Origin of the sequence: Oceanotoga sp., from assembly GCF_030445905.1 — a bacterium.
Taxonomy (GTDB): Bacteria; Thermotogota; Thermotogae; order Petrotogales; family Petrotogaceae; genus Oceanotoga; species Oceanotoga teriensis.
Window position 1 is genome coordinate 14,068 of the sequence record NZ_JASUSU010000036.1, and the last position, 17,354, is coordinate 31,421.

19 protein-coding genes and 1 riboswitch are annotated in these 17,354 nt (G+C 25.8%); of the genes, 17 read left to right on the forward strand and 2 right to left on the reverse strand.

Going from position 1 to position 17,354, the window contains the following annotated elements; all coding sequences use genetic code 11:
* Positions 1-3 precede the first annotated feature (3 nt).
* Together PWP28_RS10235 and PWP28_RS10240 are read left to right on the forward strand one after the other, a co-directional pair.
* Complete coding sequence (locus PWP28_RS10235) at positions 4-471, forward strand: PadR family transcriptional regulator (protein WP_109606404.1); 468 nt, start codon at positions 4-6, stop codon at positions 469-471.
* On the forward strand, positions 468-2,123 hold the full coding sequence (locus PWP28_RS10240) for an FAD-dependent oxidoreductase (protein ID WP_308644688.1): 1,656 nt from the start codon (positions 468-470) through the stop codon (positions 2,121-2,123). Before PWP28_RS10235 ends, PWP28_RS10240 begins: the two co-directional genes overlap by 4 nt.
* Before the next feature lie 50 nt (positions 2,124-2,173).
* Here the strand turns inward: PWP28_RS10240 and PWP28_RS10245 are convergent, their stop codons facing one another.
* Together PWP28_RS10245 and PWP28_RS10250 are read right to left on the reverse strand one after the other, a co-directional pair.
* Positions 2,174-3,787, reverse strand: a complete 1,614-nt coding sequence (locus tag PWP28_RS10245; protein ID WP_308644689.1) for a Na+/H+ antiporter NhaC family protein — start codon at positions 3,785-3,787, stop codon at positions 2,174-2,176.
* A gap of 75 nt (positions 3,788-3,862) precedes the next feature.
* A riboswitch (Lysine riboswitch) is annotated at positions 3,863-4,036 on the reverse strand.
* A 73-nt stretch (positions 4,037-4,109) separates the two neighbouring features.
* Positions 4,110-4,547 carry a GNAT family N-acetyltransferase gene (locus tag PWP28_RS10250; RefSeq protein WP_109606410.1) on the reverse strand — a complete coding sequence of 146 codons (438 nt, stop codon included), beginning with the start codon at positions 4,545-4,547 and terminating at the stop codon, positions 4,110-4,112.
* Between the two features lie 160 nt (positions 4,548-4,707).
* On the opposite strand from PWP28_RS10250, the gene rpsO reads away from it, so the two are divergent.
* From rpsO to PWP28_RS10325, 15 genes are all read left to right on the forward strand, one after another.
* Positions 4,708-4,983 carry a 30S ribosomal protein S15 gene (rpsO, locus tag PWP28_RS10255; protein ID WP_109606412.1) on the forward strand — a complete coding sequence of 92 codons (276 nt, stop codon included), beginning with the start codon at positions 4,708-4,710 and terminating at the stop codon, positions 4,981-4,983.
* 96 nt (positions 4,984-5,079) lie between these two features.
* Complete coding sequence (locus PWP28_RS10260; RefSeq protein WP_109606414.1) at positions 5,080-7,269, forward strand: polyribonucleotide nucleotidyltransferase; 2,190 nt, start codon at positions 5,080-5,082, stop codon at positions 7,267-7,269.
* 2 nt (positions 7,270-7,271) lie between these two features.
* Entirely contained in the window at positions 7,272-8,489 is a 1,218-nt protein-coding gene (locus PWP28_RS10265) for a pitrilysin family protein (RefSeq protein ID WP_109606416.1), read from the forward strand.
* Positions 8,490-8,515: 26 nt separating this feature from the next.
* Complete coding sequence (locus tag PWP28_RS10270) at positions 8,516-9,544, forward strand: HD-GYP domain-containing protein (RefSeq protein ID WP_109606418.1); 1,029 nt, start codon at positions 8,516-8,518, stop codon at positions 9,542-9,544.
* Positions 9,537-10,559 (forward strand): HD-GYP domain-containing protein, encoded by a 1,023-nt coding sequence (locus PWP28_RS10275; RefSeq protein ID WP_308644690.1) that lies wholly within the window; start codon positions 9,537-9,539, stop codon positions 10,557-10,559. Before PWP28_RS10270 ends, PWP28_RS10275 begins: the two co-directional genes overlap by 8 nt.
* A gap of 5 nt (positions 10,560-10,564) precedes the next feature.
* Positions 10,565-11,227 (forward strand): metal-dependent transcriptional regulator, encoded by a 663-nt coding sequence (locus PWP28_RS10280; RefSeq protein ID WP_109606422.1) that lies wholly within the window; start codon positions 10,565-10,567, stop codon positions 11,225-11,227.
* Between the two features lie 14 nt (positions 11,228-11,241).
* Positions 11,242-12,057 carry a purine-nucleoside phosphorylase gene (locus tag PWP28_RS10285; protein ID WP_109606423.1) on the forward strand — a complete coding sequence of 272 codons (816 nt, stop codon included), beginning with the start codon at positions 11,242-11,244 and terminating at the stop codon, positions 12,055-12,057.
* A gap of 16 nt (positions 12,058-12,073) precedes the next feature.
* Positions 12,074-13,033 carry a bifunctional oligoribonuclease/PAP phosphatase NrnA gene (locus tag PWP28_RS10290; protein WP_240597620.1) on the forward strand — a complete coding sequence of 320 codons (960 nt, stop codon included), beginning with the start codon at positions 12,074-12,076 and terminating at the stop codon, positions 13,031-13,033.
* 4 nt (positions 13,034-13,037) lie between these two features.
* Positions 13,038-13,460 carry a Na+/H+ antiporter subunit E gene (locus PWP28_RS10295; RefSeq protein WP_109606425.1) on the forward strand — a complete coding sequence of 141 codons (423 nt, stop codon included), beginning with the start codon at positions 13,038-13,040 and terminating at the stop codon, positions 13,458-13,460.
* Positions 13,457-13,714 (forward strand): monovalent cation/H+ antiporter complex subunit F, encoded by a 258-nt coding sequence (locus PWP28_RS10300; RefSeq protein ID WP_109606427.1) that lies wholly within the window; start codon positions 13,457-13,459, stop codon positions 13,712-13,714. Before PWP28_RS10295 ends, PWP28_RS10300 begins: the two co-directional genes overlap by 4 nt.
* Positions 13,711-13,995 (forward strand): monovalent cation/H(+) antiporter subunit G, encoded by a 285-nt coding sequence (mnhG, locus tag PWP28_RS10305; protein WP_109606429.1) that lies wholly within the window; start codon positions 13,711-13,713, stop codon positions 13,993-13,995. The genes PWP28_RS10300 and mnhG overlap by 4 nt, the downstream gene beginning before the upstream one ends.
* Positions 13,992-14,771: a hydrogenase subunit MbhD domain-containing protein gene (locus PWP28_RS10310; RefSeq protein ID WP_109606431.1), complete on the forward strand. Its 780-nt coding sequence runs from the start codon at positions 13,992-13,994 to the stop codon at positions 14,769-14,771. The genes mnhG and PWP28_RS10310 overlap by 4 nt, the downstream gene beginning before the upstream one ends.
* Complete coding sequence (locus PWP28_RS10315; protein ID WP_109606433.1) at positions 14,768-15,460, forward strand: MnhB domain-containing protein; 693 nt, start codon at positions 14,768-14,770, stop codon at positions 15,458-15,460. Before PWP28_RS10310 ends, PWP28_RS10315 begins: the two co-directional genes overlap by 4 nt.
* Positions 15,460-15,795, forward strand: coding sequence for a cation:proton antiporter subunit C (locus tag PWP28_RS10320; RefSeq protein WP_109606434.1), 336 nt, complete (start codon positions 15,460-15,462; stop codon positions 15,793-15,795). Before PWP28_RS10315 ends, PWP28_RS10320 begins: the two co-directional genes overlap by 1 nt.
* A gap of 2 nt (positions 15,796-15,797) precedes the next feature.
* Positions 15,798-17,243, forward strand: a complete 1,446-nt coding sequence (locus tag PWP28_RS10325) for a proton-conducting transporter membrane subunit (RefSeq protein WP_308644691.1) — start codon at positions 15,798-15,800, stop codon at positions 17,241-17,243.
* The last annotated feature ends 111 nt before the right edge of the window (positions 17,244-17,354 follow it).

A 17,354-nucleotide genomic window follows, 5' to 3' on the forward strand; every position in this document is an offset into this window, starting at 1 on the left:
AATATGAAAAATATTCCATTTATAAAAGCTACTATTTTAAATTATTTGTATTCTAAAAAAGAACTTACTGGATATGATTTTATGAAATTTTGTTCGAAACAAAATATAAAAATCTCTCCTGGAAGTGTTTATCCTCATTTAAAAAAATTAGAAAATGATGGTTATATAAAGTATAAAAAAGAAGGAAAGAAAAAAGTATATACTTTTACAGAAGAAGGATTGAATTATTTTAAAAGTTTAAATATATCAAATGAATTAATAGATAAGACATTTAATAAAGTTCAATTTGTTATAAATTGTAATTGTGAAAATGTGAACTATGAAATTAAAAATAATATAAAAAATCTTATTAAAGAACTTTCTGATTTAGATTGGAAGAAAAAAAATGATATTTTAAATTTTTTAGATAAAATAAATATACTTGAAAAAAGTATAATAAAATTTTTGAATGAAGGGAGTAATCAGATATGAAAGTTGTTATAGTTGGGGGAGTAGCTGGAGGAGCAACAGCTGCAGCAAGATTAAGAAGATTGGATGAAAAAATAGAAATAATTATTATTGAAAGGGGAGAGCATGTAAGTTTTGCTAATTGTGGATTACCTTATCATATAGGAAATATAATAAAAGAAAGAGATCAACTATTATTAGAAACTCCAGAAACATTTAAAAACAAATTAAATATAGATGTAAGAACCAAAAATGAAGTTATAGAAATAAATAAAATTGATAAAAAAATTAAAGTTCAAAATTTAAATAATAAAAATATTTATTTTGAAAATTATGATTATTTAATTTTATCTCCTGGTGCTAAACCTATAAAACCAAGAATTGAAGGTATTCAAAGTGAAGGTGTTTTTGTTTTAAGAAATGTTGAAGATATGGATAATATAAAAGAATATATAAAAAATAGAGAAAAAATTCTTGTTGTTGGTGGAGGATTTATAGGTATAGAAATGGCTGAAAATTTATTACATATAGGTAAAAGTGTTGAAATAGTTGAAATGGCCGATCAATTAATGACACCTGTTGATTATGAAATAGCTTCTATAATTCACAATCATTGTAATGATAAAGGCTTGAAATTAAATCTTTCAAATGCTGTTACTAAAATAGAAAAGGAAAATAATTTTTTAAAAGTTTTATTTTCTAATGGAGAAAGTAAAAACTTTGATGTAATTATAATGTCAACAGGTGTAATACCTGAAAAAGAATTGGCTTTGAATTGCGGTTTAGAATTGGGTAATACTGGAATAAAAGTAAATGAATATATGCAAACTTCATGTGAAAGTATATATGCCGTTGGTGATGCTGTTGAAATTAATAATTTAATAAGTGGACAAAAGAACCTTATACCTCTTGCAGGTCCAGCTAATAAACAGGCAAGAATAGCAGCTAATAATATATATTATGGAAATAAAGAAAAATATAAAGGTGCTTTGGGCACTTCTATTGCTAAAATATTTGATATGACTATCGCATCAACTGGGTTAAATGAAAAAAGACTAAAAGCAATGAAAATAGATTATATTAGTTCTATTACCAATTCAAAGTCTCATGCCGGATATTATCCTGGTGCTTCTCTTATAACTTTAAAAATTCTTTTTAATAGAGATGGAAAGATATTTGGTGCTCAAGCTGTTGGAGAAGATGGAGTCGATAAAAGAATAGATGTTATATCAACAGCGATAAAAGCTGGATTAAAAGTTTGGGATTTAGAAGAATTAGAATTAACCTATGCACCGCCTTTTGGTTCAGCAAAAGATCCTGTTAATTATGCAGGTTTTGTTGCTAATAATATAATCAAAGGTGATATAGAAGTTATTGATTGGGATAAAATTAAAGAAATTGAAAATCATATTATATTAGATGTCAGAAATAAAGATGAAATAAATGATAATAATATAATAAAAGAGGGAAGTTTTATAAATATTCCATTATCTGAATTGAGAAAAAATTTGAATATGCTTGAAAAAGATAAAACTTATATAACTTATTGTACAATGGGATTAAGAGGATATATTGCATATAGGATTTTAAAATTGAATGGTTATAAAGTTTATAATTTAAATGGTGGATTTAGAGTTTATTCAAACGCAAAAAAAAGTAAAAAAATGCATAAATAAAAATAAAAAAGAGTTAGTTCAATATTAGTGATATGAACTAACTCTTTTTTTTATTTTGATATATTTTTAGAATATTTTTTTTCTGTTTTAATATGTAATATTTTTACTGCAAAATATAAGGTGATAAATCCAAAAATCAAACTAATGGATCCTGCAATTAATAATCCAAACTTAGCTAAAAAACCAACTATTAAAAAACCTGTAAATGATATTATTGCAACTGTGGTTGCATATGGAAATTGAGTTTGAACATGATCTATATGATGACAACCTGCTCCTGTTGAACTCAATATGGTAGTATCTGATATAGGTGAAGCATGATCTCCATATATTGCACCAGAAAGAACACCAGATACCATAGGAATTATTAAATCAAGTCTTCCTGTATGTAAAGCCATAGGGATTGCTATTGGAATGAGTATACCAAAAGTTCCCCAACTTGTTCCAGTTGAAAAAGATACAATTCCAGATATTATAAAAAATAATGCAGGCATTATTTCTATAGGGAAATTATCACTTGCAAGACTTACGATATATTCTCCAGTTTGAAGATCGTTTCTTATAATAGATCCTATTGTCCATGCAAATATTAATATTTTTATTGCTGGTAGCATCATTTTAAAACCTTTATAAGATAGAGAACCAAACTCTTTAAAATTTATAGTTTTTCTAATTAAAAAATAAATTATAGTAAAAATTAAAGAAATTAACCCACCCCAGAATAATGCAAAAGCAGAATTCATATTTTCGAAAGCTACTGCAAGATTATTTTCTCCGCCAAATAAAACAAAATCTCCTGTATAAAGCATAAAAGATATTATAGATATAATTAATACGAGAACCGGGAGAACTAAATCAATAACTTTACCATTTTTACCAGGAATAACATCCATTTCAACTTCGTTTGATGCATCTTTATTACCATTAAATAAATCATTATTAAATTCAGCATTATATTCATGTTCATACATAGGGCCAAAATCAAATTTTTTAACGCTTATTAGTATAACCATAAAAATTGTCAAGATTGCATAAGAATTAAAAAATATAGAACTTAAAAATACATTATAAGGATTAAAATTAGAAAGTTCACCTGTGCCAACTCCTGATTGAGTTAATTGTGAAATAACCTCTGCAACCCAGCTTGATATAGGTGCAATTATACAAATTGGGGCAGCTGTTGAATCTATTATGTAAGCTAATTTAGCCCTAGAAATATTATGTTTATCAGTAACAGGTTTCATTACAGTTCCAACTGTTAAAGAATTGAAATAATCATCTAAAAATATTAAAATTCCGAGTAAAAAAGTTGATAAAGAAGCACCTTTTTTTGAATTTATTTTTTTAGATGCCCAATTTCCATAAGCAAGAGCACCACCAGCTCTTGATATCAAAGCTACCATTATTCCAAGAATTATTAAAAATAATAAAATAAATAAATTCCAAGAATCATTAAATGATTCAAAGGATTTAAAATTAGAAAATTCTAAATTATCCCACATTAATTTTATTATTTTTACAAAAGCATCTATAATATTTCCCTGAGTGACGATTAAAGCACCAGATAAAATTCCAGCAAAAAGTGATAATAAAACCCTTTTAGTTAAAAAAGCCAAACCAATTGCCACGATAGGTGGAATTAGAGACCAAAAACCATAATCCATAAAAAAACAACTCCTTCAAAAAATGATAAAATAAAAGTGCTTCTCCTGTGGAGAAGCACTAATTAAATGACAAATTAGCTGAACGGCTCTCCACAAAAGTGTGACAATTATAAAGATATTTTCTTTATAACCAGAAGTATGAGTTGAGGAAAACTCATATTCTTCGGCACTATCGCCTTTCATCTAAATCATATCTTCCTCAAGATTTCAATTTAGATTACTGATCTTTAGTGCTCCTCCGTTCTTACAAACATATTAACTTCGTACAGATTATAACATCAAAAAAAAATAATTCAATTAAATAAATGTAAATAAGGTAACTTTATAAATATTTTTCCATTTTTAAATGTTCAATTCCAGCTTCTAAAAAAATATCTGAAATAGATTTATAACCCAATTTTTCATAAAATTTTTTTGCAGAAAGTTGAGAATTCAAAGTTATCTTTTTTACTTTTCTTTTCAATAAATCACTTTCAATATAGTTAATAAGTTCTTTCCCGAGACCTTTTTTTCTGAATTCATATATAGTTGCAACACGTTCGAGTTTAACTTCAGAACTATTTAAATATCTTACTCTTGCAGTACAAACAGGATTTTCGTCATGTATAAGAACATAGTGAATACAACCTGCATCTAAACCGTCTAATTCAAGATTTGGTGGTACATTTTGTTCTTCGATAAAGACTTTTTTTCTAATATCATAAGCCATTTTAAAAAAATCTACATCTTTAAATAAAAAAGAAAAAATAGAAATATTCATAAATACACCTCAAACAATAAAAGTTATTACTATAATTATAACATAAAGTTCATTGACACTTTATTATAAAATATTGTATAATTATATTACCTTTACTCAGTTTAGTGGATTAAATACCCTTTACTTGGTTTTAGGAATAAAATTTGGGAGTGATATTAAGATGGCTAGAGGATTAGAACAAGACTATAAGAAAGAACTTATAGAAGAATTTAAAATTAATCAAAAGGATACAGGATCTGTTGAAGTTCAAGTTGCTATTCTTTCTGCAAGGATAAAACATATAACCGATCATTTAAAAAAACATCCTAAGGATTTTCATTCAAGAAGAGGTTTGATGTCAATGGTTGGAAAGAGAAGAAAGATGCTTAAATACTTGAAAAAGGAAAAACCAGAATTATATCAAGAAATGATAAAAAAACTTCAAATAAGAGGATAATCAAAGCGGGGTAGAATAACCCTGCTTTTTTGTTATTAAAATCAATAAAATATGGTAGAATATAATGAAATGAATTAATACAGAGAGGTGAAATGAATGAAATTTTGGGAAAAAGAAATATTCGGAAGAAAACTTAGAATCGAAAATGGAAAAATGGCTAAACAATCACATGGTTCTATCTTGTTGACTTTTAACGAATCTACAATATTATTAACCGTTAATGCATCTGAAACTGCTAAACCAGGAACAGATTTTTTACCTTTAACAGTAGATTTTAAAGAAAAATTTTATGCAATAGGAAAAATTCCTGGTGGATTCGTTAAAAGAGAAGGAAGACCATCTGAAGAAGCTATTTTATCTTCAAGACTTATAGATAGACCTATAAGGCCTTTATTTCCAAAGGATTTTCATAATGAAATACAGGTAATATCAACTGTTTTTTCTATGTTAAATGATGATTCTATTGAAACTTGGAGTATAGCAGCAGCTTCTCTTGCTTTGAATATATCTCCAATACCTTTTAACGGTGTTGTAGCTGGTGTTAGAGTAGGATTGATTGATGGAGAATATATAGCTTTTCCAACTCAAGAACAACTTTCAAAATCAGAAATAGACATAGTTGTTGCTGGTTCAAAAGAAGCTATTACAATGGTTGAAGGAGAAGCACATGAAGTTAGTGAAGAAATTATGGTTGAAGCATTGAATTTTTCTCATAAGGCTATAAAAGAAATAATATCTATTCAAGAAGAAATTATATCTGAATTTAATATAGAAAAATGGGAAGTTGAAGTGCCAGAATATCCTGAAGAGTTTATAAATGATTTTAAATCTTTAATAAATAAAGAAACTCTTTTTGAAGCGCTTATGGTAGAAGGTAAAAAAAATAAAGATAAAAAACTAAAGGAATTCAAGGATTCAGTATTTGAAAAGTTTGAAGAATTATATCTTGATAAATGGACAGAAGAATTTTATCTTGAAAAGAAAAGTTATTTAAAAGAAACTTATGAAGAAATATTTAAGAAACTCATGAGAAGATCTATAGTAGATGATAATAAAAGAGCCGATGGAAGAAAGATAGACGAAATAAGACCTATTACATGTGAAATAGGAGTCATTCCAAGAGTTCATGGTTCTGCACTCTTTACTAGAGGAGAGACTCAATCTTTAGGAATAACAACACTTGGAGCACCTATGGATGTTCAAATGGTTGATACTATTTTTTCTGACGAAGATAAAAGATTTATGTTACATTATAATTTTCCACCATTTTCAACTGGAGAAGTAAGACCTTTAAGAGGCCCAGGAAGAAGAGAGATAGGTCATGGTCATCTTGCAGAAAGATCACATAAAAATTTAATACCTTCAGAATCTGAATTTCCATATACAATAAGAGTTGTATCTGAAATATTAGAATCAAATGGTTCATCTTCTATGGCTACAGTATGTTCAGCTTCTTTGTCCATGATGGATGCCGGAATACCTCTAAAAAAACATGTTGCTGGTGTTGCCATGGGTTTAATATTTGAAGAAGATAAAAATGTAGTGTTAACTGATATTCTTGGAATTGAAGATCATTTAGGAGATATGGATTTTAAAGTTACTGGAACGAGAGAAGGAATAACAGCTTTTCAGATGGATGTAAAAGTTGATAAAGTAAATGAAGAAATAATGCGTGAAGCTCTTGATAGAGCTAAAATTGCAAGATTAAAAATATTAAATTTAATGTATGATGCTATATCTGAACCAAGACCAGAACTTTCTCCATTTGTACCTAAAATAAAAACCATTACAATACCAGTAAACAAAATTGGAGATGTCATTGGACCTGGTGGAAGAATAATAAAGAAAATAAATGAGACATATAATACAGAGACATCCATTGATGATGAAGGAATTGTTAAAGTTAGTGGTATGGCTGAAGATATGGTAGATAAAGCAATAAAATATATAACAGGTCTCGTATCTGAAATAGAAAAAGGAAAAGTATATGAAGGAAAAATAAAAAGAGTAGAAAAATACGGAGTTTTTGTGGAAGTTTTGCCTGGAAAATCAGGATTATTACATATTTCAAATATGTCAAAAAAACCAACTGAATTAAAAATTGATGATAAAATAAATGTAGAAGTAATAAGTATAGAATCTCAATCTAAATTCCAATTAAAAGAAGAAGGATATGAAAAACCTAAACGTGCTCCAAGACCAGAGAAAACTTCAAATGATAAAAATGATTCAAATAATGATGAAAAAAAAGATAAAGATATAGAAAAAGAAAATGGGGGTAATTAATTTTGTACAGTTTACATAAAATGAAAAATGGCATGGATGTTATACTTCTCCCAAGAAAGACTATGAGAAGTGCTGCTGTTATGTACTGTGTAAAAACAGGTTCTTCTCATGAAAAAGAAGAAATAGCTGGAATATCTCATTTTATAGAACACACAGTTTTTAGAAAAACTAAAAATAGAAATAATATAATGATAAAAAAACCTCTTGAAGAAGTTGGTGGAAGTTTAAATGCTTTTACTACAAGAAACATGACAGTTTTTTACTCAAAAGTTCCAAGTATAGAAATAGAAACAGCTATAGATATACTTTCCGATATAACTTTTAATGCTACGCTCATAGATGAAGACATAGAAAAAGAAAGAAATGTAATACTTGAAGAAATTGCAATGTATGAAGATGATCCAGTAGATTTAACTTTTGAAAATCTTTCTAAAAATATTTTCGATGAAGATTTTGCAAGACCTGTTATAGGATATAAGCATACCGTTAGAGAATTAAATAATAGAAAACTTTATCCTTATTACAAAAAACATTATAATCCTTCAAATACAATAGTTGTAGTTTCTGGAGGATTTGATGAAGAAAAAATATTGAAAAAATTTAAAGAGATGAATATTGGAGAGTCTGGTATTAATAATGACTTTAAAAGTCCGATATTAAAAAAAGAAGATATATTAATAAAAAAGACAAAGAAAGAATTATCTCAAAATTATATAATAAATGCATTTAAAGCTCCAAATAAAAAAAGTGAATATTATTATCCAAGTCTCATATTGAACACTTTATTAGGAAGTGGGATGAGTTCTCTTTTATTCAATAAAATAAGAGAAGAAGAAGGATTAGTATATGAGATTGCTACGGATTACAATGCCTATAGAGAAAATGGATTATTTTTGATATTTGCTGCTACTACATCTGAGAATATAAAAAATTATAATGATAGATTAAGTGAAACCATATATAATTTTAGTGATAGAAAAGATTTAAATGAGTGGTTTAATTATGGTAAAAAAAGATTAATAGGTAGATTAACTATAGACATTGAAAGTAATGTAGCACTTGGAATGAACACATTGGATTCTTATTTAACTTATGGAAGAATTGTAAATATAGATGAAATTGTTGAAAAAATCCAAAAAGTACAAATGGAAGATGTTATTGAAGCTTCAAATATTATATTTTCTTCTAATAGATATACATCTATGTTAAATCCCGAATAAAGGGTTAATTATGGAGGGGACTTATTATGAGAAAGGTTTTATTTTCTGATTTACAACCAGGTTATGTAATTGCTGAGGATGTTACAAAAAATTCTATTATATTATTATCAGAAGGAACAGTTCTAACTGCTCATGATATACAACAATTAAAAAATTATTCTATAAAAATGGTATATGTTTATGATGAAGACGATTTTCAAATGGATAAAGATATAAAGATAATATTTAAAGAAATACCTCCAGTAGTTGAAAAACAAAAATATGAGTCATGGACTAATCAATTCGAAAAAGTAAAAGATATAACAAAATTGAATGAAAACTCAGAAGAATTAAATACATTAGTAAAAGATATATACTCAACTTTTGTTGAAGAAGAAAATATAGTTTTGAATCTTTTTCATGCAATAGGTGATGAAGCTTTAACAGCACATTCTATAAATACGGCGATTATATCTTCAATAATCTCTGTAAATTTAAAGATGCCTTATGTATTTACATTTCAACTTTTAAAAGCAAGTCTTTTACATGATATAGGATATTCTTTTTTAGGAGAAAGAGTTATAAATGACTATGAAGATCTTGAAAATAAAACTGTAAAATCACATTTAATATCTGGATACAAAGCTATGAAAAATTTTAAAGATAATATATCTAAAGAAGCAATAGATGCAATACTTGAACATCATGAAAGATATGATGGAAAAGGAATATTTATGAGATTATCTGGGGAGAGAATAAATCCTTTGGTAAGAATACTTCAAGTTGGAGATGCTTATGATTCAATGATAGAATCTGGAAAAAATCCATATGAAGCAATAAGTTTCCTTTTAAAGCAGTCTGGAAAGATGTTCGATCCATATTATGTGAGTACATTTTTTTCTATAACTGGATTATATCCAACAGGTACAACTGTTCTTTTAAATAATAATAAAAAAGCTATAGTTGTAAAAAAAGGACGTGCAACAGTGTTCCCCGTCGTTGAAATGGATGGTGAAAGAATAGAAACTGGATCTGAAACTGGTATATTTATAAAAGAGGTTTTAAAAGGTGAATGAGTTTCGAAATGTTGAAAAAATAAATCCCTTTAAATACATATTAGCTGTTGATATACCATATTTAAATTTAGAAAAAGGTATAATAATAAATGAAAGAATCAAAAATACCATTTTAGCTAATGGTATTTTTGTTATACCTGTATATGAAAATAAAGCTTATGATATGACTATTCTCGATGAAGAACAATTAAATGAAGGGTATTATGAAATAAAAAATGAATTAACAAGACTCGAAAGAAATAAATATTTTGATAAAAAAAAACTAAAAGAAATTTCGGATAACATATCAAAAAAAATGATTAAAAATAAAGAAAATTTAATATATTTACCTTTAAAAAAATTACAAGAATATGATGAATATACTTATACTCATTCTTTGAATGTATGTGTTGTTGCAACTTTAATAGCAAGAAATATGGGGCTTAGAGAGAAAATGGTGAGAAAAGTTTCTTTTTCTGCCTTAATTCATGATATAGGCAAAACAAAAATATCTAATGAAATTTTAAACTCTCCAAATAAATTAAATGATGAGGAGTTTAGAATTATAAAAAATCATGTTAGATATGGTTATGAAATTGCATTAAAAAATAAAATAATTGATGAAGATGTCCTCGGTGGGATATTATATCATCATGAAAAATTTGATGGAAAAGGTTATTTGTATAACAAAAGCGATTTAGAAATTCCTCTCGTAGCGAGAATAATAACTATAGCTGATGTTTATGATGCTTTAACTTCAAAAAGAAGTTATAAAAAACCTTGGAATAATTATGAAACAATTTCTTTTATAATACAAAATGTTGAAAAGATATTTGATAAAGATATAGTATCAGTATTTATAAAAATTATTGGATTATATCCTCCTGGTACAAAAGTAATGTTAAATGATTATTCAGTTGGAACTGTTGTGGCTGCAAGAGAAACAAATGAACTTCAACCTTTAATTCAAATTGGTGAATGTTTAATTGATCTGAAACAAGAAAACAAATACATATTAAAAGTCTTTAAGGAGTAGATTATATGAAAAAGAATATTTCTGAAAGTCTTGAAAATTATTTAAGAGTAGTCTATATATTACATATAGATGGAAAAATACCAAGAATAAAAGAAATTTCTAAAATGCTTGAAGTTAGAGATGCTTCTACTGTTGAGGCTATAAAAAAGCTTGAAAAACTTGGATATGTAACTCATGAAAAATATGGATATATAGATTTAACAGATAAAGGACTTTCTGAAGCAGAAAGAGTTTATAGAAAATATATAACTCTTGTAGATTTTTTTGTAAATATGCTTAATTTATCTAAAGAAGAAGCATATAAATTAGCTTGTGGTGTTGAACATCATATGACAGAAAACTTTTTTGTGTCTTTAGAATCTTTATTGATATTTTTAAAAAGAAACCCAATAGAATATAAAAAGCTTCAAGATTTTACAAAAAAATATAAATCTCAATTACCGCATATTTTTAGAACAACGCTCGATGAAATAGAAATAGAAGAAGAAGTTGAAATTTTGGATATATCCGGTGATCAAGATATGAAAGAAAAAATATTTAAAATGGGTATATATCCTGGGATGAGTGTATCTGTAAAAGAAAAAAACGAAAATAGTTTAGAAATAAATTTAAATTCAAAACTTTTAATAATTTCAATTGAAGATGCTAAAATGATAATAGTAGAATAAAAGGAGGTATAAAAATGTTGACTAAAGTAGAAAAAGCCTCGCAATATATAAAAGATAAAACCGACAAAAAACCTATTATAGGATTAATACTTGGTTCTGGTTTAGGTTATATAGCAGATAAAATTGAAGAAAAAAAAGAGTTTAATTATGATGAAATACCTTTTTTCCCAACTTCAACAGTAAAAGGACATGATGGAAAATTAGTTCTTGGAAAATTGGATGGAGTTTCAGTTGTTGCATTAAAAGGAAGATTTCATGCATATGAGGGATTAGATATAAAAAAAATAACTTTTCCAATATATGTCATGAAAAATCTTGGAATTAAAGGATTGATTTTAACGAATGCTTCTGGTGGAATAAATAGGACATTTAATCCTGGGGATATAGTTGCTAATACTGATTATATAAATGTATCATTTAGAAATCCGTTGATAGGACCTAATTATGAAGAGTTGGGTCAAAGATTTGTACCTATGGCTGAACCAATAGATATTAATTGGGCTAATAGAGTTATAAAAGAATGTGCTGAAAAAGATAATATAAGTATAAAAAAAGGCACATATGCTTGGTATTTAGGGCCTAATTATGAAACTCCGGCGGAAATAAAAATGTTTGAAAAATTTCATGCCGATCTTGTAGGAATGTCAACCATGCCAGAAATAATTGCAGCAAATCATGCTGAAATAAATGTTATAGCTTTCTCAGCTGTAACAAACATGGCCAGTGGAATATTACCAAAAAAATTAAATCATTCTGAAGTTATACAGATTGCAGATAAGATAAAACCACAATTTGAACAAGTTGTAAAAAATGCAATAAAGCTATTTTAAAGAGGAGGAATTAATTTTGATAAAGGAAATAATAAATGAAATAAAAAATGCAGATACAATATTAGTTGCAGGTCATATAATGCCTGATGGAGATGATTTGAGTTCTGTCACTTCTATGGTTATGGGATTAGAAAAAATAGGCAAAAAAGTTGTAGGAGTAATAGATGATGAAATTCCAGAATACTTATCTGGATTTGAAGCTATAAATAAATGTGTTAGAGATTTTGACTGTGCTAAAAACAATCCTGCAGACTTGATAATAATAGTAGATGCATCTTCACCTGATAGAGTAGGAAGAGTACAGGACCTTTTTGAATATAAAAGAGTAATCGTTATAGATCATCATGCAACAAATTTAAATTATGGTAATATTAATTGGGTTGTTCCAGAATCTGCATCAGCTGCTCAATTAGTTCTTGAGGTGCTCAAAGAATTGAATGTAGAATATGATGAAGAACTTGCAACCATAAACTTATTAGGTATAGCAACAGATACAGGCTTTTTTAAATATTCTAATACAAATTCTAAGGTATTCACAGATGCAGCTTATTTAGTTGATAAAGGTGCAAATTTAAATAAAATAACTAATCAAATTCTTGAAAATAAACCAATAGAACATATAAAATTAATGAAAGATGTATTAGAAGAAATGAGATTTGAATTTGATAATAAGCTTGCTTATTCCACAGTAAGTTTAGAAATGTTAAATAAATATGGAATAGAGCAAAAAGACACACCTCCTTTTGTTGGGGATCTGAGATCTTTAAGAGGTGTTGAAGTTGCTATAATGTATAATCAAGCAAAAGATAATGAATATCATATATCCATGAGATCTAAATCATGGTTTGATGTATCAGAAGTTGCTGTTCATTTTGGTGGTGGTGGTCACAAAAAAGCAGCTGGTTTTAGCTACAAAACTGATAATATTGAAGAACTTATGAAAAAAGTATCTAATTTTATAGGAGAAAAATTATAAAATAATGCTTAGTATATTTCTTTTTTTAATATGGATGATTATGATGAATGATTTTTCTGATTTTTCTATAATAATGGGAATAATATTTGTTCTTTTTACTGAATATATAACAAATATATTTTTTGATAAAAAAATAAAAGGAACAGTAGAAATATTTATATCTTCTTTAGGTACAATATTGAATATGTATAAATCAACAATAACGTTTTTACCTTTAATATTTAAGAAAAATCATTCTGGATTAGTTTCATATAAAGTAAAGAATAAAAGTAAATCTCAAAAAGTTGCTATATCAAATAGCATAACTCTTACTCCAGGGACATTATTTGTAGATGAGTTTGATGATTATTTATTAATACATAAAATAGCATCGAGCGAAGAAGAAGCACATTCTAAAAAAGATGTTTGGGAAGGAGAGTTATTTTGAACAACATAATACAAATATTTTTAATGTTATCATTAATAATAACAGTATATAAATTAATAAACGGCCCCACACAGTGGGACCGTTTATTGGCATATAGTTCATTTTCATCAAAAGTGATTTTAATAATGTTAATATATATATTTGAATCAAAACAATTTTTTCTTTTAGATATGATAATAGTCTTTCTTTTATTAAATATTTTTGGAATATTGATAACCACACGTTTTTTACAAAAAGGTGGTAAGAAAAAATGATATCTAATATACTTTTCTATTTAGGAATGATATTAATAATAATTGGTACGTATGGAATGATAAGAATGAAAGATTTTTATTCAAGAATCCAAGCTGTTGGAATTTCTGATACAGTGGGAATTTTTACCATTTTAATATCTTTAATGATAAAAAATCCGGAACATATCTCTAAACTGATAATAATTTCAATACTTTTATTAATAACTTCTCCTGTTATATCGCATCTTTTAGCTTTTGGAGCTTCAAAAAGTGATATAAAAGTCAGGGGGAATAAGAAATGATATTAATGATATACGGCTTTTTTATTATATTGATAATAATTTCAATATATATTTTATTTCAAAATAACAATTTAAATGCTTTAATAGCTTATGGAATATTCGGTGCTGCAATATCAGGGATCTTTTTTTTAATGAATGCTCCGGATGTGGCTTTAGTAGAAATAACTGTTGGATCTGCTTTCATATTTTTTATATATTTAATAGCTATAAAAAAAGTAGCTAAAATAAAAGTTTTATATTTAGAAACACCATATATGATAGAAGAAATAAATGATGAATTGAGAGGATTTGAATATAATCTTATAAAAGAATTTCTTGATGAAAAAGGATTAGAAGCTAATTTTATAAAAATTAAAACAAAAAAACCACTTATGGAACTAAAAGATTATGGAGATATACTTATAGGAGGTATTTGCCCTTTAATAGAAGTTGATGGAATAACATTTTCAAAAGAAATACTCCCTACAAAGATATTAAAATCAGGAAAAGGTTTAAAAAGTCCTATTGGAATAATATTGAAAAATAAAAATCAAAATATATACCCTGTTGAAGAATTAGAAGAAAACTTTATAATAGATTTAGTCAGATTAAAATATTTATTTTTACTGGGTAAGAAATTTGATGAAAAAGAATTACTTGAACTTCATAAAACTGGTTATAAAGTAGCATTTAATAAAAAAGATGAATTTTTGGCCAATGAATTTAATGAATATATAAGTCAAATAAAGAAAGATGAAAAAAAATATAATGAACTTATAAGGAGATACATAGGATGATAAAAAAAATGATCACCGTATTAAGTATAATTATATTAATTTCTATTCTCAGTATTGAAATTTTAAATATAAATGAAATATATAATCCTGTTTTTAAACCTCAAGATATAATAAATGAAAATGGATCTATAAATATGGTATCAGCTATAGTACTAGATTATAGACTGATAGATACTTTTTTTGAAGTACTTGTTTTCACTTTATCAGTAATAGGAATATCTTTTTATATGGAAAAGCTTCCAGAACAAAATAATATTTCTGTTGAAGAAAATAGCATAGTTGTTAAAATAATAACTCCAATACTATTTCAAATAATAGTTTTAGTAACATTATATATATCTGTTACAGGTCATTTAGGCCCTGGAGGTGGATTTACTGCTGGAGTAATACTCGGAACTGGACTTATAGGAGTTTCTTTTGTTAAACCTATAGATGAAATAGAAAAAATATTTATAAAATCCAAAATAGAAAAAGTAAAAATATTAGTTCCATTGATCATAGCTTTATATGGATTATTGGGATATTTTTGGAATGGGGCTTTTTTTTCTAATATTCCATTAAAAGGTAATCCTGGAGAATTATTCAGTGGTGGTGGAGCTATGTTATTGAATATTTTAATAGCATTTGAAGTATTTGCTGGTACATGGACAATTCTGTATAAGTTTATAAAGCATAGGGGGACTATATAATGCATATATACATTATACTTTCACTAATTATTTCTGCAATAGGACTTATTGGAACTATAATAAAAAGAGATATGATATTAAAACTTATAAATCTTGGAGTATTCCAATCTGGAAATGTTTTGTTTTTTGTTTCCATTGCATACAAAGGATTATCTCCAATAATCACTTTGAATATTGATAAATATTCAGATCCTTTGATACATTCTTTTTTATTGACAGTAGTAGTTATAGGTTTTGCAAATCTTTCTTTAATGCTTGTATTTATAATGATTTTATCTAATAAAATAAAAACACATCTTATAGATGAAATAGAAGATAAAATAAGTAGGGGATGAGTATGTATTTAACTTTAGCTTTAATACCAATATCTGCAGGAATAATATGTTACTTAATAAAATCAAAATATAAAAATATTCCTGTTTATATAAGTTTTATCTATAATTTTTTTATAATAATGATTTCAAAACCTGGGAATTTTACTCCAGGTAATTATGATTTTATAAGAGGCATAGAATTTGTTTTTAATGCTGAAATAAGGATTTTATTATTATCAGTTTTATTATTTTTTATACTAATATTTTTTAGAGTTAAAGATATTTATAAAAAAGAGTTCAACCTATTTTTTTTAGTTTTATATGGAAGTATAAATAGTTTTTTTATGAGTAGAGATTTTTTTAATATATATGTGCATATAGAATTAATATCTATAATAATATTTTTATTAATAGCCATGGATAGAAATACAAAAAGAATATGGGCCTCTATGAAATATATGTTTATGAGTACAATAGCCTTACAATTTTATTTGATTGGGGTAGGAATAATATATATGAAAAGTGGAACATTAAATCTTCCATATAATTTAGAAAAAGGTATTGATACAATACCATATATATTAATAACATTTTCATTATTAATTAAATCTGGAGGAATATTATTATCTGGTTGGTTACCTGATGCACATTCAGAAGCTATAAAAGGAATATCTCCTCTATTATCTGGATTAATTGTAAAAATAGGTTTATATACAATATATTTAATATCTCCGTCAATAGATACAAAAATAAATAATATAATAATTTATTATTCTTTAATAACAGCTACGATTTCTTCAATATTTACATTATTTGAGGATGACATAAAAAAAATGCTTGCTTTTTCTACAATGACAAATATGAGTTATGGATTACTTATAATATTAATAAATAAAGATCTCTTTATTTATTTTATAATTTATCATATGTTCAGTAAAGGTATATTATTTTTTATATTTGAAGATATATATGAAAAAGAAAAAACTAAATCATTAACAAAATTAAATGGAAGTTTTATTTCTATAGATATATATATATTAATGATAATATTATTTATGAGTCTTTCTGGAGTATATCCTTCGATGTTCTATTTTATAAAAAAATCACTTCCAAATTTTTTATTTTTAAATATTAATGTATTAGTATCTGGAATGTATATGATAAAAGTATTAAAGAAATTTAAAATAAAAAAAGATATAAATTTTAAATATATAATTAATTATATTGTAATGTTTTTTTTGACATATATATATTCAAATAAAATATTTGAATATAAAAGTATAGAAATATCACCTTATATATACTTCTTTGTTGGAACTATATTATATATAATTTTAGAAAAAATATGTAATAAAAAAATAATATCATTTGAAAAAAAATTCAGAAATATAAAATTTTTTACATTAGAAAACTCTTTATTATATCAATTAATATTCCTTGTAATAATAATGAGTTTAAAGTATATTTAAAAATATAAACAAATGGATTAACGAATAATTAAGGAATAGTTCAAACAAAAGAAATTGACAGAATAAAAATAATATGATATTATTAAACACAGTTAAGCAAGGAAGAAAAGC